Annotated in this window: 16 protein-coding genes; 2 read left to right on the forward strand and 14 right to left on the reverse strand. The window is 37.3% G+C overall.

The features are described from left to right. Nucleotides 1-11 precede the first annotated feature (11 nt). Nucleotides 12-3,476, forward strand: coding sequence for a DEAD/DEAH box helicase (locus AC106K_RS08420; RefSeq protein ID WP_482444479.1), 3,465 nt, complete (start codon nucleotides 12-14; stop codon nucleotides 3,474-3,476). An 86-nt stretch (nucleotides 3,477-3,562) separates the two neighbouring features. On the opposite strand, the gene AC106K_RS08425 is transcribed toward AC106K_RS08420, so the two are convergent. The 7 genes from AC106K_RS08425 to AC106K_RS08455 form a co-directional block, all read right to left on the reverse strand. Continuing rightward, nucleotides 3,563-4,381, reverse strand: a complete 819-nt coding sequence (locus AC106K_RS08425) for a GLPGLI family protein (RefSeq protein WP_482444480.1) — start codon at nucleotides 4,379-4,381, stop codon at nucleotides 3,563-3,565. A 321-nt stretch (nucleotides 4,382-4,702) separates the two neighbouring features. Next, a complete protein-coding gene (locus AC106K_RS08430; protein ID WP_482444482.1) occupies nucleotides 4,703-6,013 on the reverse strand; it encodes a T9SS type A sorting domain-containing protein in 1,311 nt (436 codons plus the stop codon). Nucleotides 6,014-7,169: 1,156 nt separating this feature from the next. Then, the gene (locus AC106K_RS08435) at nucleotides 7,170-8,345 is read right to left on the reverse strand and encodes an acetyl-CoA C-acyltransferase (RefSeq protein ID WP_482444484.1); all 1,176 of its coding nucleotides are present in this window, start codon (nucleotides 8,343-8,345) and stop codon (nucleotides 7,170-7,172) included. 159 nt (nucleotides 8,346-8,504) lie between these two features. Next, nucleotides 8,505-9,005, reverse strand: coding sequence for an endonuclease V (locus AC106K_RS08440; protein ID WP_482444486.1), 501 nt, complete (start codon nucleotides 9,003-9,005; stop codon nucleotides 8,505-8,507). Between the two features lie 11 nt (nucleotides 9,006-9,016). Beyond that, complete coding sequence (locus AC106K_RS08445) at nucleotides 9,017-9,379, reverse strand: VOC family protein (protein ID WP_482444758.1); 363 nt, start codon at nucleotides 9,377-9,379, stop codon at nucleotides 9,017-9,019. After that, a complete protein-coding gene (locus AC106K_RS08450; protein WP_482444488.1) occupies nucleotides 9,379-9,828 on the reverse strand; it encodes a GNAT family N-acetyltransferase in 450 nt (149 codons plus the stop codon). Before AC106K_RS08450 ends, AC106K_RS08445 begins: the two co-directional genes overlap by 1 nt. Before the next feature lie 97 nt (nucleotides 9,829-9,925). After that, nucleotides 9,926-10,963 (reverse strand): M28 family metallopeptidase, encoded by a 1,038-nt coding sequence (locus AC106K_RS08455; protein WP_482444490.1) that lies wholly within the window; start codon nucleotides 10,961-10,963, stop codon nucleotides 9,926-9,928. 163 nt (nucleotides 10,964-11,126) lie between these two features. Between AC106K_RS08455 and AC106K_RS08460 the strand changes: the two genes are divergently transcribed. After that, on the forward strand, nucleotides 11,127-12,266 hold the full coding sequence (locus AC106K_RS08460; RefSeq protein ID WP_482444492.1) for an aminotransferase class I/II-fold pyridoxal phosphate-dependent enzyme: 1,140 nt from the start codon (nucleotides 11,127-11,129) through the stop codon (nucleotides 12,264-12,266). Between the two features lie 420 nt (nucleotides 12,267-12,686). On the opposite strand, the gene AC106K_RS08465 is transcribed toward AC106K_RS08460, so the two are convergent. The 7 genes from AC106K_RS08465 to radC all read right to left on the reverse strand — a co-directional run bounded on the left by AC106K_RS08465 (nucleotide 12,687) and on the right by radC (nucleotide 20,766). Continuing rightward, a complete protein-coding gene (locus AC106K_RS08465) occupies nucleotides 12,687-15,422 on the reverse strand; it encodes a sodium-translocating pyrophosphatase (protein ID WP_482444494.1) in 2,736 nt (911 codons plus the stop codon). Nucleotides 15,423-15,739: 317 nt separating this feature from the next. After that, nucleotides 15,740-16,351 (reverse strand): inorganic pyrophosphatase, encoded by a 612-nt coding sequence (locus tag AC106K_RS08470; RefSeq protein WP_482444496.1) that lies wholly within the window; start codon nucleotides 16,349-16,351, stop codon nucleotides 15,740-15,742. Between the two features lie 17 nt (nucleotides 16,352-16,368). Next, on the reverse strand, nucleotides 16,369-16,881 hold the full coding sequence (locus AC106K_RS08475) for a DUF7935 family protein (protein WP_185114451.1): 513 nt from the start codon (nucleotides 16,879-16,881) through the stop codon (nucleotides 16,369-16,371). Nucleotides 16,882-16,905: 24 nt separating this feature from the next. Next, a complete protein-coding gene (locus AC106K_RS08480; protein WP_482444498.1) occupies nucleotides 16,906-18,081 on the reverse strand; it encodes a hypothetical protein in 1,176 nt (391 codons plus the stop codon). A gap of 91 nt (nucleotides 18,082-18,172) precedes the next feature. Continuing rightward, a complete protein-coding gene (locus tag AC106K_RS08485) occupies nucleotides 18,173-19,069 on the reverse strand; it encodes a phytanoyl-CoA dioxygenase family protein (RefSeq protein ID WP_482444500.1) in 897 nt (298 codons plus the stop codon). Between the two features lie 108 nt (nucleotides 19,070-19,177). Next, on the reverse strand, nucleotides 19,178-20,092 hold the full coding sequence (locus AC106K_RS08490; protein ID WP_482444502.1) for a hypothetical protein: 915 nt from the start codon (nucleotides 20,090-20,092) through the stop codon (nucleotides 19,178-19,180). Continuing rightward, a complete protein-coding gene (gene radC, locus AC106K_RS08495; RefSeq protein WP_482444503.1) occupies nucleotides 20,089-20,766 on the reverse strand; it encodes a RadC family protein in 678 nt (225 codons plus the stop codon). Before radC ends, AC106K_RS08490 begins: the two co-directional genes overlap by 4 nt. Nucleotides 20,767-20,769 lie beyond the last annotated feature (3 nt).

Here is a 20,769-nt window from a genome sequence, read left to right on the forward strand (position 1 = left end):
TTAAAAATTACATGACAAAGGTCTGCATTCAAAAAAAGGATGAAGTTGCCAAAACGGATGAAGCTGTAGCCAAAATGGATTTTTTAAAACAGACCCATTCATCGTTTTTTTGTAAGTTTGTCCGATCAATTTTTATGGCAGAATATATTCTCGAAAATATCAATTTCAGCACTCTTTCTGTATATGATCTGCTGAAACATACCACAGAGAGTTCCTTTGTAGGCATCACGGACTTTCATGAAATCTACCCCGTTGCCATTGAGAACAATACAGGCATTTTTACAAAGAAATCTTCACTTCAGGATTTTCCGATGGTGACAATCAGTAAGGTTGGCAGCTCGGTTCTCTGTTCCTGTACCTGTGACATTTCTGAGAAGCAGCTTTGCTCACATCAGGCAGAAATCATTCACTCGCTTCTGGAAGAGAAAAATTTCCGGGTCTTTTTTGATGACAACTTTCGTAGAAAGATCCTGATTCCCAAAGCTAAAGGATACGGTCTGGAAAACGAACCGGATTTCGACACCTACTTCCAGATAGAATACCATGAAGGAAAAATTGAAATCCTGCCAAAGATCAGAGAAATGCTTCCGGTAGATGATATGATGTTTCAAAGGGATCTTCTGCCCCAACATTCTTCTAAACTGGATGAACTGGCGCTGTCAGATACAGGTAAAAAGCAGATCCTGGTGATTGGAAAGCACCGCTATTACAACCATCTGACCTTTTCCCTGATGGAAGCAGAGATCACACAAACCGGGAAAATTAAGAACCCCGTTACCCCCGTAGATGCCATGCAGCTCATATGGAAAGCTGAAAAACCTCAGGAGATTAAATTCTATACGGCGATCAATTCTTTTCAAAACAATTACAACGAAGATTATAATTCAGCAGAGCTTGAAGCATTAAAACTTATTGTACAGAATCCTTTGGAGCTTGAAGTATATTATCATGACCGGGAAATTGCAGATACCGTGTCTGCAAGGTCACTCAGTCCTATTGAACTTAACGCTTTAGATGCCGAGGTACAACTTTCTGTATTTAAGAAAGATCCTTTTTACGAAATTACAGGAGAGTTACAATTCAATGACACTTCGATCCCTTTTAAAAATATAGTTCTACGAAACGAGTACTTCATCTATAACAACAACACTTTCAGTCTTGTAGCACATCCTGACATGCTAAAAATCATCAGGTTCTTTAAGGCCAATAATGAAATTCTGCTCATTCATTATTCAAAATATGAGGCTTTTATGCAAAACACATTGCACACTCTTGAAGAACGCATTCATATCAATTACAGCTACATACAGACCGCAACACAAGTACAGCTTGAAGATAAAAATTATCAGATGGAAAAGGTTGTTTATCTCCGCCAGCAGGAAAATTATATTGGAATTACTCCTGTGATGAAGTATGGTCAGGTAGAAGTTCCGGTTTATTCAAGAAAGCAGATTTTTGATACGGACCAGAATGGAAATCCGTTTAAAATAGAAAGAAATGACGCTGCAGAGGCACGCTTTACCTCCCTGATCATGCAGCAGCATCCTGATTTTGAAGAACAGATGGATGGATACCAGTATTTTTACCTGCACAGGGACAAATTCATGGAAAACAACTGGTTTCTTGAAGCTTTTGAAATATGGAGGAATGAAGGAATCACTATCCTGGGTTTCAATGAACTCAAAAATAATAAACTTAATCCTCACCGGGCAAAGATCAACATTCAGATCACCAGCGGGCTAGACTGGTTCAATGCTAAGCTAAAAGTAGGATTTGGGCAAAAAGAAGCCACTTTAAAACAACTTCACAGAACCCTTCGGAATAAAAGTAAGTTTGTACAGCTGGATGACGGTACCTTAGGGATTCTTCCTGAGGAATGGATAGAGAAAATTACCACCTACTTTCAGGCTGGAGAAATCGATGAAGAATTATTAAAAATTCCGAAAATCAATTTTACAGAGATCTCTTCTCTTTTTGAAAAAGAAGTACTGAGTAAAGAGGTCCAGAATGAATTAACGACTTATTCATCCCGGTTTTTAAAGGTTAAAAATATCCCTGAGGTCAATATTCCTGCAGAGCTGAAAACCGAATTAAGGGATTATCAGCATGAAGGGCTCAACTGGCTGAACTTTCTTGACGGATTCAACTTTGGCGGCTGTCTGGCTGATGATATGGGACTGGGAAAAACCGTCCAAATCATTGCTTTTATTTTGTCACAGAGAAAAAAACGGGGGCATACCACCAATCTTATCGTGGTGCCTACTTCCCTGCTCTTCAACTGGCAGGAAGAGATCGAAAGATTTGCTCCTTCTATAAAAATTTTGCTGCATTATGGAGCCGACAGACCTAAAACTACGGCTCATATGCAAGACTATGAAGTCATTCTGACCAGTTATGGAATGCTGGTATCTGATATTCAGTTTTTGAAAACATTCAATTTCAATTATGTTTTCCTCGATGAATCGCAGACCATTAAAAACCCGAATTCAGAGCGATATAAAGCGGCTCGCCTGCTTCAGTCACGAAACAGAATCGTATTGACCGGAACTCCTGTCGAAAACAGCACTTTTGATCTATATAGCCAACTTTCTTTCGCCTGTCCCGGACTTCTGGGCAGCAAACAGTATTTTAAAGACATTTATGCTATTCCTATCGATAAATTTGAGTATAGTAAACGAGCACTGGAACTTCAGCAGAAAATAAAACCATTTATTCTCAGAAGAACAAAAAAACAGGTAGCTAAAGAACTTCCTGAAAAAACAGAAACCGTTATCTATTGTGAGATGAATGCTGAACAACGCAAGATCTATGATGCTTATGAAAAAGAGCTGCGTGAGTTTATTGCCGCAAATGACGAGGATGATCTCAACAAAAACAGTATGCATGTTCTTACTGGGCTTACGAGACTCCGGCAGATCTGTAATTCCCCTGTCCTGATCAAAGAAGGATACTCGGGAGAGCATTCAGTAAAAATCGAGATCCTGATGGAACAGATCCTCGGGAAATCAAAAGATCATAAAATCCTGGTATTCTCTCAGTTTGTCGGAATGCTGGACCTGATTAAAGCTGAACTTGAAAAGCAGGGCATCCGGTTTGAATATCTTACAGGGCAGACGAAAGACAGAGGGGAAAAAGTATCCAATTTTCAGGATAATAAAGAAATACGGGTATTCCTGATCAGTTTAAAAGCAGGGGGTGTAGGGCTCAACCTTACCCAGGCTGACTATATTTATCTTGTAGATCCATGGTGGAATCCTGCCATTGAAAACCAGGCTATTGACAGAAGTTATCGTATAGGACAGACCAAAAACGTCATCGCCGTCCGGATGATCTGCACCAATACTGTTGAAGAGAAAATACTGACATTGCAGAAAAAGAAAAAACAACTGGCTCAAAATCTCCTCAAAACAGACGGAACAAAATTCCAGGGACTGTCCAGACAGGATCTTATGGACCTTCTGGGATCTGAATCCTGATGCAAATATCCATTTATTTGTCATCCACTTATATATGGAATATCTGATCCGTATATAAGTGGCTGAATAGTATTGAAACCGATTAGCTATTGGTAATTGATTTTCCTGTCCAGATCAATAGGGTTATTAAATCTTTTGATCGTTTGCTTCATCCGGTCATTTATTTCACGCCTGTTGGCAGGGTTCACTTTGGTTCCGTCATTCAAAAAGAACTGATCTCCTTCTCTCCCATTTCTGAGAAAATTGATAGGGGATTCGTAATAAGCAAGCTTTGTGCTTTTATATTTTTCCCAGGTGGTGGGTACGCTCATTTCTTTAGACATTTTAATAAACATATTCGAGGCAGGCTTATCCAGCTTCACAGACTTTACCAGATCAAATTTATAGTCATTCTTATCATCATACAGTTCCACGATCAGCCCTGGCAGTCCATGAAATTTATACGGACCTTCCTGAAAAGGAATTTCTTTGGTAAACCATGCGGTCCAGTTTCTTCCGCCATAGTGCGTGGTTGCTTTTTGCAGGGTCAGATCTTTGACTTTTTTACTTTCATTGGTCAGGTTCCAGGTTTGGGTATCCTTGGTCTGTAATTTCAACACAGTTGTTTCCAGCAGATCATACTCATCGTAGAGTTCTTCGCCTTTTTTATGGGCAACAATCGTAGAAGTATTGAGTTTGGCATCTTTAGGAAATTGAATATTATTACTAATCAAGGAATCGGCAATAAAAAAATCTCTTTGATAATATTCACTTCTGTCCGGATAGACATCCAGGTGAAAGTTTTCTTTGGTCAGAACTTCAGACGATGCATCTTTCTTGTAGACAACATCATAGATAAAACGTTGGGTTTGAGCCTGAGCCCAGAATCCGGCAGCGATTCCGGCAGCAAGTATTATTTTCTTCATGGTAGTAGATTCTCTGGTTCATTATCAAAGGACAGCCTGTATTCAAAGACTTTTCACAATGAAATAATGAGGTTCCAATTTTTCTGTAAAAATAGATTCATTTCCTCAATGGCAGAAGAATCAGACCTGATAAAGTTTTGATAAAATCCAACTGGAAATGTTAATAATTTTCTTTTAAACTTTAACAATTCACCATTAAATAATGTTTTTAGTTAAAGTGCTCTTAAATCAAGTATTTTCAATACATAAAAAAAACCGACAGGATAGAAACCTGCCGATTAAAAAACAAAAATTGATATGGATATGATTAGATATGTGTTTTTACTTTTTAATGATCTTTTCAGTGATCACTTTTTTGTCTCTGGTCTGGATCTTCATCAGGTAGATTCCAGGAATAAGACGGTCTGTATTTACGTTCACAGAGTTACCCTCCATGATCTTTTGCCCCGATGCACTATAAATTTCATATTTTTCTAGGACTTCCTTCATTTTAATCACTACATTTCCTGTAGTCGGATTAGGATATATCTGAAGTTTTATTGACGAATCTTTAGTAACTTCCACCGTTGACAGCATTTCCGGTTTTACATTGATGGTATAATCTTCTACCTGGCCGATAAACCATCCATTAGGACAAGGGCGATTTTCCAACACTCCCATCGATGAATTTGATTCATATGCTTTTACCAGTCTGAAACGGGTTTCTCCCAATAAAGCATTTAAAGGGATATTGATATTCCCGAATACCGTCCCGGATTGCTCATGAGCTACCGGATTGGAGTTATCCAGATACCCCAGATTGAACGCCTCATCCGCATCAAACTGATTATTGTGATTAAAATCAATATAAGCATAAGCTGATACGGTAGACTGTCCATGTGTACCTCCCGTCACCGTAATAGGATAAGAATTACCACGATTGACATTGAAAACTACGCTCGTAAAATTCTCAAGTACATCCGAGTTACCATCAATAGCACTATTATTAACCATTCCGGCGAATTCTACTCCACTGATCTCACTTACCGTAAGACTTGTAATGTTTTCAGTTCCACAATAAGGGGATGGAAAATTGGGTGTATTTCCTGCAATATTGACAGTATAATCTTCTGTCTGCCCTGCTCTTAGTCCCGTATCACAAGCCGAGTGTATTGAATTAGCAGCATTGGGGTCCGAATAGGCCATAACATTCGTATTTTTAAGAACTCTCATTTTTGTAATGCCGTTAGCCGCATTAGCAGGGATCACAATGGTATTACTAACTGTAAAGGCATTGAAAGGATTGGCTGCTCCCAGTCTTCCGATATAAAAGCTTTCTCCTGCATCATCAAAATTACCATTCTGGTTAAAGTCAATATAAACCATTACATCACTAGGGAACGTACTGGATGGCCCCTTTACAGATATGGGATAAGAACTCCCTGCCTGCAGATCTGTTGATAATGCAGTAAAATCTTCATAAACAGTTGCAGACCCGGACTGAGCCGATGATGAATTGTTGATCCCACCGAAAGTAACATTAGTAATCATATTACTGTCAGCTCCATACTGGAAGGAAGGTTTACAATATTGCGATTGTGCCTCCATCAGTGAACAGAGAACAACAGCAGAAAAGGTAGTTAGTTTTTTCATATATTCTTAAAAATTTCTTGAGACAAATTTATATTTATTTAGAATCAATAAAAATAAGAATGAAATGATTTTTATCAGTTTATTAGAATATCCCCTATTTTCAATGTAAAACAACTAAAATAATTCAATTTAAATAGGATAAATATTATTTCAAAACTACAGATATTCAGTTTGTTTAGTATAATCTGGAGAAAAGCTGACAATTTGTGATAAGGATTTAAACATTTTTGCCACGAATACACAAATTTTCTTTATTCGTGTATCCTAAGACATATGCAAATTATATCTTATTAAATTGACAAAAGGTTCATCTCTTTTTACCACGGCGAAGATTCTATAGACTAGTTTACAGCATACCGCATCTGTGGCAATATTCAGCGGTATACAATTTTATCGAAAATAAAATCCTTGCGTCTTACAACACTTTGTATGTAAAAGAAGTTGCGCCTTTGCGATTTCCAACCTTCCATACTTTACGCACAGAATCCTGGTCATCTGCAAAATCTGCGAACCAATAATTTTATGTTCATTAAAATCAATGTCATCGCTGAAAATAAAAGTCAATCCAAAGAATTCACCAGCACAAAATAACGGTACGCCAGAATTCCTTTTTCTATTTCATATTGCGCTTCCATTTTGGGAGCGCTTTTTTATTTCTATGCTGTTAAGCTTTTTGAGCTCTATTAAATTTTGCAAATGACATAGATTTGTTGGAAATCGCAAAGGCGCAAAGGATTATATACATTATGGGTATTTTAAGGCGCAAGAAGATCTAAGATCTTCAGCAAGTGTTACACTTTTTTTTTGCCACGAATCCACGATCCTTGGAAATATCTATTCCAATAAAATAAGTTTTCATAACTTTGGATTTAGGGTAATCCTGAATGAACCATTTTGGGTCATGCTAAAACCTTTAATAAGCCGCAATGCTTAAAATTCTAAATGGCGAGTATTCAAAAGAGAAAATAGAGTCTGATACACGAAATAGTTCGTATCTATGCATTCGTTTAGTTCACTTTATTTTCTCTGGTTCTTCAGAATTTAATTAAAATCTAATTTATTACTAAATTCTTTTGCAAATCTAAAGGTATCCGTGGCAAAAAACTAGCAGATAAAGTTGATTGTACAGATCTTTATCCTAATAAATGATTGTGTCTCAACTCAAATTTTCGATAAGCATTGCTGAAGCTCCCCCACCGCCATTACAGATCGCAGCAATACCATATCTTCCTTTTTCCTGGCGCAATACATTCACCAGAGTTGTGATAATTCTGGCTCCTGAGGCTCCAATGGGATGTCCTAATGCAACTGCCCCACCATAAACATTCACTTTATCAAGGTCATACCCCAGAATCTGCTGATTGGATAATATGACAGAGGAATAGGCCTCATTTATTTCGAGATAGTCAATATCAGAAAGATTAAGGCCAGCCTGCTTCAGGACTTTGTTAATAGCTATGGAAGGTGAAGTGGTAAACCATTCGGGAGATTGAGCGGCATCAGCATAGGCAATAATTTTAGCCAGAGGGCTAAGTCCATGCTGTTGTATAGCTTCTGAAGAACCTAGTAGAATGGCTGCTGCACCGTCATTCAGATTACTGGAGTTCGCTGCGGTCAATGTTCCATCCTTTTCAAAAGCAGGCTGAAGCAGTGAAATTTTTTCAGGAATAAGTTTATCTATATCTTCATCTCTTGTGATCACAGTAGTTCCTTTCTTCCCTTTGACGGAAATGCTGATCAGCTCATTGTCAAATTTATTTTCCGAGGATGCATTCCGGGCCCTTTGATACGAAAGCAATGCATAGTCATCCAGCTGCTGCCTTGTATGTCCATATTTTTTTACTCCGAGCTCTGCTGCACTTCCCATATGAAAGTCATTGTACACATCCCACAGACCATCTTTTATCAATCCGTCAGTAAATGCAGCATCGCCCAGTTTTTTTCCCTGCCGGAGATAAGCATAATGAGGAACATTGCTCATACTTTCCATCCCACCTGTCATGACGATATTTTCAAGTCCCAACTGGATTTGCTGTGCTCCAATCATAGCAGCTTTCATTCCTGAAGCACACACCTTATTGACGGTTGTAGCATCTTTATCTACCGGGATCCCTGAAAAGATTGCGGCCTGCCTTGCCGGTGACTGACCCAATCCGGCGCTTAATACATTTCCCATGTATACGCTGTCTATGTATTCCGGAGCAAGCTGTATGCTTTCATACGTATTTTGTATAGCCTGAGCTCCTAACTGAGAGGCTATAAACCCGGAAAGACTGCCCATAAATCCACCCACAGGTGTTCGCTTCGCGGCGATGATAAATACTTCTTTCATATTATTTATTTTACAATATACCGATCGGTATATTTAAGGTTAAAAAATTTTATTTATTCTTTATTAAGATTTATACAAATATAACAAATTATACCGATTGGTATAATTTGATTTTAAAAAAAATGTCTTACCTATTTATTGTAAGACATGATTGTTCTGTTACATTCTGCTCAGCTGATCGAGCTTTTTCAGCAAAGTTGGGATCCTGTAAGCTCCATGCATCTGCTCCACTTTATTTTTAATTTCATCTACATCCGCTCCTTTAGCAGTGATGAAGAGAGGTGTTTTACTTTCTCCGCGGACAACACTTCTTCTTTGCCCATCAGGTGATGTAAAGCCGTTTTTGGCAATTCCTACGATAGGAAATTTTTCTTCCAGAGCCTGATAAAGGTGGCCTCCCAGCCCGACCTTTCCTTCATTATCCAATGTCACATATCCGTCTACAATGATAATGTCTTCCGGTTTTAGTGTTATCTTTTTTAATAAACTTAGAATACAGGGCAATTCTCTTTTATAAAATGCTCCGCTTTCATATTCTGAGCTGATGGATGTCTGCTCTATAAAAACCTCTACCTCTTTTTCTGATGCCCAGTCTTCAAAGGCAATACACACCGTATTGGCAACGTGGTCATAATAATAGGTATCAAATGCGTAAATCATATTTCTTTCTCTTAAAAAAATTCTCCAAAATGCCACAAAATCCCGGAAGGATCATGTACAAAGCATTCTTTTCCCCACTCCATTGTCCTTACAGGAGTAAGCCTTACCTGTTCATATTTATCAGTTAGCTGTAAAGACAGAAGTTCCTTCCAAAATTCGTCGGTATTCTGTACCTCCATAAAGATCATAGTATTGTCAACCCAGTCTTTCGCATAATAATCCTGAAGATAAAACCCTATTTCTTCCCGTTGAAACAAAGACAGTTTGGGCTCCAGAACCACTTCTTCAAAACCAAGATCCCGGTAAAAACTCCGGCTGATCTCAAAATTTTGTGCGCCGATAAAAGGTCTGATTGATTTTAAATGGGATGTCATCATTCTTTATTTTTCCAGATATGGTAAGTTATTTCAAATTTAATTTCGCCTTTCCCATAGGTTCCTGCTTCTTTCCAGCCAGACATCCGATAGAATGTTTCAGCTCTTGTGTCCGGAGAAGTTCCAAGCCATATATTCTCCCTGTTATCTTCAAAATACCAGTTGAGCATGACATCGTGAAGTTTCCTTTCTATACCCTTATTTTCAAAATCGGGGTGTACAAATAAAGCCCAGATATTCTTTTCTTTCAGATCAATAATAGAAAAACCTACAATCTGATCTTCTGTTTCAGCTACCCAGCCTTTACCTCTTTCAAAAAGAAACTCTTTACAATCTTTATCTGTAACCAATCCAGGGTCTGACAATCGATTCTCCTTTACAGAATTTCTTACAAACTGAATTTGTGGAATATCTTTCAGCCCGGCCTCCCGGATTATTACATTCATCATATGGTTATTCATGAAACAGGCAAAGGTGCAGTTTTTCAAAATGACTGATGGTCAACCGGAAATTTTGCACCTTTGCCTATATTATCTTTAGGATTGATTATTTTTTGTCAACTACAATTCTTTCTGCTCTGTTGGCAATGTCCCATGCAGTGGTAAAAATAAGCTGCGTTCTTTTTTCTAATAACTGATAATCAATTTTCTCAGGATCATCTGTCGGTTTATGGTAATCTTCATGGATTCCGTCAAAGAAAAATGCTACCGGAACATTGTGCTTGGCGAAGTTGTAATGATCTGAACGGTAATACAATTGTTCAGGATCATTCAAATCATCATATTTATAATTAAGTTCCAGATTATTGGTTCTCTTATTGGCTGCTTCATTGATCACTTTAAGCTGAGAGCTCAACATTTCAGATCCAATTACATAAACATACTGTTTCCCTCTGTTAGCAGGATCATCACGTCCTATCATATCGATATTAAGATCCACTACCGTATTGGCTAAAGGGAAAACCGGGTTTTCGGAATAATATTCAGAACCAAACAATCCGTGCTCTTCTCCTGTAACATGCAGAAAAAGAATAGATCTTTTCGGTCCTTTTCCTGCTTTTTTAGCTTCCTGGAATGCTTTGGCCATTTCCATTACGGCTACGGTTCCACTTCCGTCATCATCTGCTCCGTTATAAACCACTCCTTTTTTGGTTCCTACGTGATCATAGTGAGCAGAAACAACAACGATTTCCTCAGGCTTTTCACTTCCTTCTATAAAAGCCAGAATATTTTCAGAATCAGGAAGGTTATCCCCACCTCTTTTCTTCATAAATTCTGAAGGCACTTTCTGATAAAAAGACCCTAATGCCTTAGGACCAGAGATTCCAAGACTTTTATAGTAATTAACGATATACTCTCCCGCTTTTTTCTGTCCTTTACTTCCGGTATCTCTTCCTTCCATTTCGTCAGAAGCAATTACGTAAAGGTTTTTCTTTAAATCTTCTGCTTTGATCATTTTATAAGCATTGGAAAAAGCCTTGTCATGCTTTGTTGAAACAGGATGAGACGCCCCATCAGACGTTTTTGCCGTTCCACAGCTAGTTAATACAGCAATGGCAAACAGCGGAATAAGTAGTTTTTTCATAGGGAATAAATTTCTTTTAAAAATAGCAATTTTTATTGAATCTGCACATCTGGCTGAAAACTTATTGAACAGACAATAAACAAAGTAAATAATTAACGAATTACCAAAAATAAAACATAAACGATATTGATTTTTTATTACATTTGAAAAAATTACAAGATTGATGAAAGAAATTCACAGGTTTACGCATTATTCCTTCTTCACAGAAATGTCTGAGCTGGCATCTAGACACGGAAGCTTTGATCTTTCTTTAGGCCTTCCTGATTTTGATATTGATGATCGGCTGAAAAACTTTTTAAAAGAATCTGCCGACCTGAATACTTATCATTACGAACCGCTTGCCGGAAACCCTCTACTCATTGAAAATATAGTTGCTTTTAACGCAAAACGTAAAAATAAAATTTCTGTTACTGCTAATGAAGTCACCGTTGTCCCATGTGCAACCTTTGCTTTATATACCGCCCTTAAATCTATTTTAAATCAGAATGATGAAGTGATCATTATTCAGCCTTCTTATTATACCTACGGACCTGCTGTCGTCATGAACGGTGGAATTCCTGTATATTATGATCTCGAACAGGATTTTACGGTAGACTGGGAGATGTTTAAAAATTCAATTTCAGAGAAAACCAAAGCAATTATTATCAACTCTCCTCAAAATCCAACCGGAAAAATCTGGAAAAAAGAAGATTGGGAACAACTTTATGAATTGATCAGGGACCGGGAGATTTATTTGATCTCAGAGGAAATTTACGACACGTATTGCTATGATGAAGCAGAACATTACAGTTCGATGATTCATCCAGGCCTCAGAAATCGGACTTTCTGTATTTTTTCTTTTGGCAAAATGTTTCATACTTCCGGCTGGAAGGTCAGCTATATGCTCACTTCTGAAGAACTTACTTCACTGTTCAGATGCCACCAGCAATACATTTCCTACAGCGCCAATGCTCCTGCCCAGTATGCTTTGGCAAAATATCTGGAAGTATTTGCCCCTGAAACGAATAAAACGATAATGCAGAAGAAAAGAGATATTTTCAGTGAGCTTCTCAAAGAAACACCTTTACAGATCGAGCAACTGGCTGAAGGCAGTGTTTTTCAGGTTGTCAATTTCAGGAATGTGTCCAAGACCATGACGGATGTAGAATTTTCAAAATGGCTGACTGTTGAAAAAAAAGTAGCTTGTCTGCCACTTTCCGCATTTTATAACTCAAGACAGAATTCAGACTATATCAGATTCAGCTTTGCAAAGAAGGATGACCTGATTATTCAGGCATTGGAGCATTTGAGGAAAAACCTTTAATGACACAGAAATTCTTTTAAAATCTAATAGCGTTTTTATAATTGCCACGAATGCACGAATAAATCATATATGTTTAATTGTATCCATAGAGAAAATTATTCGTTCATTCGTGGCAAAAAAAATTACGAAAATTCTCTGATTTTTGTGTGATAAGTTTAGTATAAATTAGTGTTTTTTGTAAACGCAAAGTTTTTATTTTGTTACTGCCATATTTTGAGGGAGCAAAGAGGGAATCAATACATTGATTCTTACGAAGCTTTTGGGTAGCAGCAGTGCTTCCTTAGCGTTGAAGGGGGTATTCTTAGCTTTCTAAAACAAAACATCTGAATCACTAATTCTTTTTGTATCAAAAGATTCTTTATGATATAAAACTGAAAAAGCACCGCAGATGCGATGCTTTGATTTGTATTTCAATTGATATTACAGAGCCAGAACTCTTACATCAATTCTTCTGTTTTTGGCTTTACATTCATTAGTATCATTTGCTTCACAAACCGGATGTTGTGATCCATACCCTTCTGCTTCTATTCTGTCAGCCGGAACACCTAATTCAAGAAGTTTCAACTTGGCGGTCTGTGCTCTGAGGTTAGAAAGTTGCAGATTGCTCTCTTCATTACCGCTATTGTCTGTATAACCGCCCAATTTTATTTTAAGATCTGGATAAGCGTTTAGTATTTCTGCCAGATTATTCAGCTGTAATTCATATCCAGGTTTCAGATCGCTTGATCCTGTTTCAAAATAAAGATTTTCGATAGTATACCATTTATCAGGATCCAAAACAGATTTATCCTTTTTGTTAATGGCATTATAAAGATTGTATATCTGGCTGCCATCTCCTAATGCAATGGTTTTTCCGCCTTTCAGTTTTATTTTTTGAATATTTCCGGTTTCGTATACGAAATCTCCGCTTTCATTAAGATGACCTTGAACTTCACCTGAAGAAGATGAAACCGTTTTAAGATCGACATGTACCGTCGGAGTATCCGCATTGGAAATTCCGGTCAGGCTTTCTATTTTGGCTTTTCTATTAGCTTCAATCTTATCTTTATGTAAAACCGCTAAAGTAGGCGCAATCACTAAGGAAACAATCGACATCAGCTTAATAAGAATATTCATTGACGGCCCCGAAGTATCTTTAAACGGATCTCCAACAGTATCTCCCGTTACGGATGCTTTATGAGGCTCTGAACCTTTGTAATAGGTCTGACCGTTAATATCTACTCCTTTCTCAAAGGATTTTTTAGCATTATCCCAGGCACCGCCCGCATTATTCTGGAACATTCCCATCAGAACACCACTTACCGTAGCGCCTGCCAGGAATCCGCCCAATACTTCAGGACCAAAGATGAACCCGATCAGTAATGGTGAAATAATAGCGATAGCACCCGGTAGCATCATTTTTCTGATGGAGGCATCGGTAGAAATAGCCACACATTTTTCATATTCAGGTTGTGCCTTTCCTTCCAGAATTCCCGGAATTTCACGAAACTGCCGTCTCACTTCTTCTACCATGGCCATAGCAGCCTGTCCAACCGCTGTGATGGCTAAAGAGGAAAAAATAAACGGAATCATTCCCCCTACAAATAATCCGGCCAGAACATCTGCTCTGTAAATATCAATACCATCAATACCTGCAATCCCTACAAAAGCGGCAAATAGTGCCAATGCTGTTAAAGCTGCTGAAGCAATAGCAAATCCTTTTCCTGTGGCAGCCGTTGTATTTCCTACGGCATCCAGAATGTCTGTCTTTTCACGGACTTCTTTAGGGAGTTCACTCATTTCGGCAATACCGCCTGCATTATCAGCAATGGGTCCAAAGGCATCTATCGCCAGCTGCATGGCTGTAGTAGCCATCATTCCTGCTGCTGCAATAGCCACCCCATATAGTCCGGCACATAGATAAGATCCGTAAATACCTCCTGCCAAAACAATAATCGGAAGTAAGGTAGACTCCATTCCTACGGAAAGTCCACCGATAATATTGGTAGCATGGCCTGTGGAAGACTGTCTCACAATACTGGAAACCGGTCTTTTCCCCATAGCCGTATAATATTCTGTAATAATACTCATTAAAGTTCCTACAACCAATCCTACCATAATGGCTCCAAAGACTCCCATTTTAGTAAACTCATGTCCTCTTAAAACCATTTTCTCAGGAAGGATATAGGTAACCAGGAAATAAGAGGCGATAGCCGTAATGACGATACTTCCCCAGTTTCCTAAGTTTAAAGCATTCTGCACACTGGAAGTAGATGAACCTTCATTATCATTGATCTTTACAAATAAAGTTCCTATCATTGAAAAAATAATTCCTGTTCCTGCAATCAGCATTGGTAAAAGAATCGGGGCAAACCCGCCAAAAGCATCATCAGAAATGGTTTCTCTTCCCAATACCATGGTTGCCAGAACCGTTGCTACATAAGATCCAAAGAGGTCTGCTCCCATTCCTGCCACATCTCCTACGTTGTCTCCCACATTATCAGCAATGGTTGCCGGGTTTCTAGGGTCATCTTCCGGAATTCCTGCTTCTACTTTCCCTACCAGATCTGCTCCTACGTCTGCTGCTTTTGTATAAATACCACCTCCTACTCTTGCAAAAAGGGCAATGGATTCAGCTCCTAAAGAAAATCCGGTAAGAATTTCGATGGTTCTTTCCATTTCGTGTGAATCTACTGTTGCATCCGGGGCAAAGATCTGTTTAATGATCAGGAATAATCCACCTAATCCTAAAACAGCGAGTCCAGCCACTCCCATCCCCATCACGGAACCTCCTGTAAAAGAAACTTTAAGCGCTTTGGAAAGTGAGGTTCTTGCAGCCTCTGCTGTCCTTACGTTCGCTTTGGTAGCAATCTTCATCCCGATAAATCCTGCTGATGCCGAAAAGACAGCTCCTACAGCAAATGCAATTCCAATGCTCCAATGTGAATTGGCATTACTGGAACCCATTACAGCCAATAAAATGGCGACGACTACGACAAAATAAGTTAAAATTTTATATTCGGCTTTTAGAAAAGCCATGGCACCGTCAGCAATATGTCCGCTGATCGTTTTCATTTTTTCATTTCCCGCATTCTGTTTACTCACCCAGTTGCTCTGAAAAAATGTATAAAGCAAAGCTACGACACCAAAAATTGGCACTAACACAAATAGATCCATAGTTTAATATTTTTTTGGTAATAGAAAATTAAATATAATAAATAATTACCATCAAAGCATTAAAAAAACAACGGGTTTAGCATTATCAATGGAATAAATAAGAAATATAAGTGAATATTTTACGGCAAACCTAAAGACTTTAAATTTATGAAAAAAGCTGATAGCATAAGAGCTGGGAGCCTATTTAGATTTACACCATTAAGGGTTATTCAGTTCAGTTTCGCAGTAAGAAATATATTTAAAAAACTCATGGCTTTTAATCAAAAAAAGGACAAACGTTTTCCGTTCATCCTTTTTATATTGTCAATCAGAGAATCTTATCCTCCGAATTTATCTGCATAATCTATTTGAGAAGCTTTGATCACTTTTCTTGCATGCTCTGCTCCATAAACCTCCTGGATTCTGCATTTTGCAGGCTCATCCGGTAAGTTTTTGTACGTCAGGAAGTAGTGCATCAATCTTTTTACTTCTGCTTCAGGAAGTTCAGCAATATCTCTGAAGTGTCCGAAAGCGTGGTCATTGATCATTACTGCTACAATCTTATCATCAGCTTCTCCTCCATCGATCATTTTGAAACCACCGATTGGAATAGCTTCCATTAATAAACCTCCTGCATGAATATTGTGAGAGCTTAAAACACAAATATCAAGTGGATCATGATCTCCCATTGTCACATCAGTAGCTCCTGCTTCAACAGCAAGTTTCATCACTTCTTTATCACAATATGTTCTTGGAACAAAACCATATAAAGCCGGGATGATATTAGAGAATTTCTGTGGTCTGTCTACCTTTAAATATCCTGTTTCTTTATCTACTTCATATTTAATAGTATCTGAAGGAACAATTTCCACAAATACGTTTACAACATTTGGCGCATCTTCTCCTGCAGAAATTCCGTGCCATGGATGTGCTTTAAAATTTGGAATCATTATTTATCTGTTATTTTTTAAGTTATTATTAAAATTTCTTTTCTTAGGTCTTCCATGGTTGCTGCAATATAATCATTGCCTTCCATGTAATTCATGATGAAAATAGTCTTGAACTCTTCCAGTTCAGCATTTCCTTTCAATCCGTCATAGGTTCTGTGAAGCAGTTCTATAATTGCATTTTTAGAGTCTACGATATTTTTCCATGAGTTCTTCGTCACATAAAGCTGTTGTGAAGTATTATACTCAAACTCATCATTGATGGTCTTTTCTGTAAGGAAAATAAATTCATGAACCGCCAGCCCTTTATCAAACTTCTGTACAAGATTCGAAGGTTTTATCCTGTCTAGAAACAAAGTCATCCTTTCATAGGAATGTGCCTTATTCTCTGAATTTGATTTTACGCTAAGCAGTTTGATTTCCTGATTCTTAAGGGTAATGTAGGAATGTACAAATTGTCTGAGCAAAACCAGAAAAGGAATTGCGATAATTAATGCAAATGCATAGGGTAAATATCCTGAAAGATTCATCATAATTTTAGACTGCAAAATTACTAATTATTTTCCGTCTTGTAAAGAGTTTTTAAAGATATTGACTTTAGAATTCTGTATATAGATCATAGAGAGGATAATCAGGAGGTAAAAGCCCAGCATCATTCTGTTGACCAAGGACGGAAAAACAAGAAATCTTAAAAAAACAGTCCCGTAAATAATTGCAAAAAACAGGAACTGAGCCTGGTTTTTTCTGTTTTTGAAAGAAAAGTTATTGGCCAGAAGAATAATTATAAAAAGTAAGAAGATCGGAAAATAAGAAGAATTGAATTCGAACAGCAACTTACTTTTGATAAACTGAAGATAATCCGGAAAATGAAACGGATCAGGTTGTGAGACAGGGTAAATCTGAACTTTGGTAAACTGGTTCATAAATAAGGTAGACCAGGAAACCTGATTAAAGGCCTGAATCAGAAAGAAAGCAAGAAACAAATATCCATAGGAGATCAATAACGGAGCCATCTTAATCTGGAGGTCTTTTCTATACAGATAAATAAAAACGGAAAGAAAAGAGTACAAAATAAAGTATTCCGGCCTTGTCAGAATGCATAACATCGCAAAAATACATGCAGCAAAAAAGTTTTTCCTGATTCCAAAGCTATAAAAGCTTAAAAGCAGCAATAAACATGACAAAGAGTCTGCAGAAGCATGTCTGCTCGATTCTAAAAGAGGTTTGAACAGGGAAATCAGGATGGTTATAATAAAAGCAAGGGAATAATTTCTTAAGATCCTGATCAAAAAGCTGAAAATCAGAATAAGAATCAGAGCATAAGAAATGATCGAAATCATAAAAGTAGAAGTTGATGCACTGAAACCAAGCTTGAAAAAGAACCAGTTGGTAAAGTTATAAAAAGGTTTTACCGCAAAAAGCTGTAATTCTTCTTCATAGGCTTTAGGATTTTCGGCCAAGGTCTTATAATAGATACTTTCTCCCTTTGCCATTTCCTCCACATAAGGATCTACAGGATCAAAGCCTGCAAAATGGGGATTTTTTTCTCTCAATTCATCATATACTTTCTGATGGATTTCTTCAATCTTCATATCGGGATATTCTGTTTTATAGATCAATCCCATATAAGCTTCCATATCAGTATTGTAATGCTGGTGGGTATACAGATAGTATGACATGATACAGACGTAGATCGAAAATATAAAAACAAGAATATTTTCCCTTTTTTTCATACAGAAATATTATAAGAATACAAATGTAGAAAAACTATTTTTCTAAATCTATATTCTTACAAAACCTTTTGTGATAAAGGATAAGCTTAGATTAAAGCTCAAACAGTGCCGGTCTTTGCGTCACCTCATGATAGCATACGCTGTTTTCGTCAAAGAAATGATAGACAAGACTCTTTCTCGTTCTGTTTTTATCGGTGTGAGGCTCTCCGCCATGAAGAATATTGGCATGCCAGATTAGCATATCTCCTTTTTTCGCTTTGAAGACTTCTTTTTTTAACCCTAATTCTTTTACCTTATCTTCCAGAAATGTTTCATAAGCTCTGTAACTTTTCTTACCGATTTTTAAAGCGGTTCCCTCATTATCATAATCAGAATTAAGGAAATAAGGCAGTTTATGACTTTTAGGAATGTAATGCAATGCACCGTTGGTTTCATCTACATCTTCCAGTGCAATCCATACACCCAACAGTCCCCCCAACGGATATGTCGTCATATGAATACTGTCTGAATGGGTTTTCTGCTGGCTTCCGTTAATAAAATTGATACTCTGGAAAAGTTTGGATTTACCATCCAGTAAAACAGATAAAAAGTCTAGCAATTCCTTGTCGTTTCCAATATTTTTAATGATTTCTGAGTGATGAATAGCAAACATCAGCTTTCCTCCGTAAATAAACTTCAGAGTTCCATCTGCCATCAGCTTATCAATCTCTGTATTGATTTGGTCGGCGGTCTCAGGAGTAATAAAGTTTCTCAGGATCATATATCCATTATCATCATACTGAAGAGCACTTTCTTTATTCTCTTCTGATAATTTCTTAAAAAAAGGAGTTTCTGTAAGTTGAGTATAGTCTACCGATCTTTCACTGGCAGGAAGGTGAGCAAAGTCTTTACTGGAAATACTGGAAAAATAGCTCTTATTGATTCCGTATTTTTTGTACAATGGAATATTATGCTTCAACTTACTTTTCTTAAATAAGTTATACAGCATATATGAGAGTTTGTAATGACGAATCTGTTGTAACATAAATGTTTTAATAAGGGTTGTATAAAGTTACGGAATATTCCTTAATTAGAACCAATCTAAACAAAGCTTTCTTTATAAAAAGGGTTTAGCATTCACTGTAAGATAACCAAGCTTTTTAAAAAGGTTCTTTTTCGAGTTTTCAATGATTCCATAGGGCTTTAATTCCGGACGAAATCCTCTGAAAAACTCTTCTATATTAGGCAACTCTCCTCCTTCAAAATCAAAAGTATGAGTTTTAATCGTTTCTTTGATTACATGATCGATCAGTACTGACGCTCCGGACAATTTCACATACTCTTTATCATTGAAATTACCCAGAAGTGCCACCATTTTATCATCCGAATATGTTGCAATCATATTAATGATCTTGTGTTGATAATAAAAAGCGGTGAACTTAAGATGATTCAGCTGGTAAAAGTGCTCAAAAATCCTCATGAATTCTGATAAATCATTGTCTTTATTCAGGCCTATGGTATTCGCTTCTATAAAAGCTTTTGCTTCATCATAAGAGATAACTCTGATTTCAGATTCCTCTATAACATCCTCACTCAGCCTGAGCTTCCTCTTTCTTTTCGGGGAATATCCGGCATAAATCTTTTCATAAGAATCGGGATAAAGCAGAAAATTCTTCTTAACCCTGATTTTGGTATGAAACTGATTGACGTCATTAAAGGAATAAATCCTTATCATATAATTCTCTTCCAGGTATTCTAAAAAAGCCTCATTAACGTCAATATTATCTTTGTTGGAAAAAATCCCCAACTGCTGGCAGAGTTTCGGGTTGTGAACAATTTTCAGCCCATATTTCCTTACATAAGGAACAGGCATTACCGCTTCATAGTCTTTATAAACCAGGGCTTCCCATTGTTTTTTTGAAGTAATATCTAGAAATTCTCTGGCAGCACTATATTTTTTCTGCTCAGAATTCTCTAAACACTGTGTATACTTTACAAAATCAATTTCATGGTATTTCAATCTTCTAATCATAATAAGCCTGCATCCGAGAAACTAAAGTAAGAATCCTGGGTAATAATAAGGTGATCAAGAAGCTGAATGCTTAATGTTTTTCCTGCTTCTTTTATTTTTTGTGTAATAGAAATGTCTTCCCGGCTTGGTTTCAGACTACCGGATGGATGATTATGAGCAATGATAACTCCCGTTGAAAAATGATCCAGAGCTGTTTTAAATAAAACCCTTACATCGACTACAGACTGGTTTATCCCTCCCTGTGTCAACTGTGAGACATGAATTACCTTATTGCTGGTATTCAGAAAGATAGCCCAAAACTCTTCAGTTCTCAAATCAGCAAGCTGATTTTTTAGTATTAAATAGGCGTCATTACTATTTCCAATCGTAGTTTTTTCCGGAATTTCCTGCCCTGATTTTCTTCTTCCTATTTCTAAAGCGGAAGTAATAGAAATGGCTTTTGCTTCACCAATTCCTTTAAATTTCATCAGGTCTTTGACGGAGAGAAGACTTAATTGGTGCCAGTTGTTGTCAACCGAAATTAAAATTTTTCTTGCCAGTTCCACCGCACTTTCTCCTTTATTTCCACTTCCCATAATGATTGCCAATAGTTCAGAATCAGAAAGTGAGCCTTTACCTTTATGTAAAAGCTTTTCTCTGGGTCTGTCATCTTCAGCAAGAAATTTTATAGTCATGGA

The sequence above is a fragment of the Chryseobacterium sp. FR048 genome, from assembly GCF_056844665.1.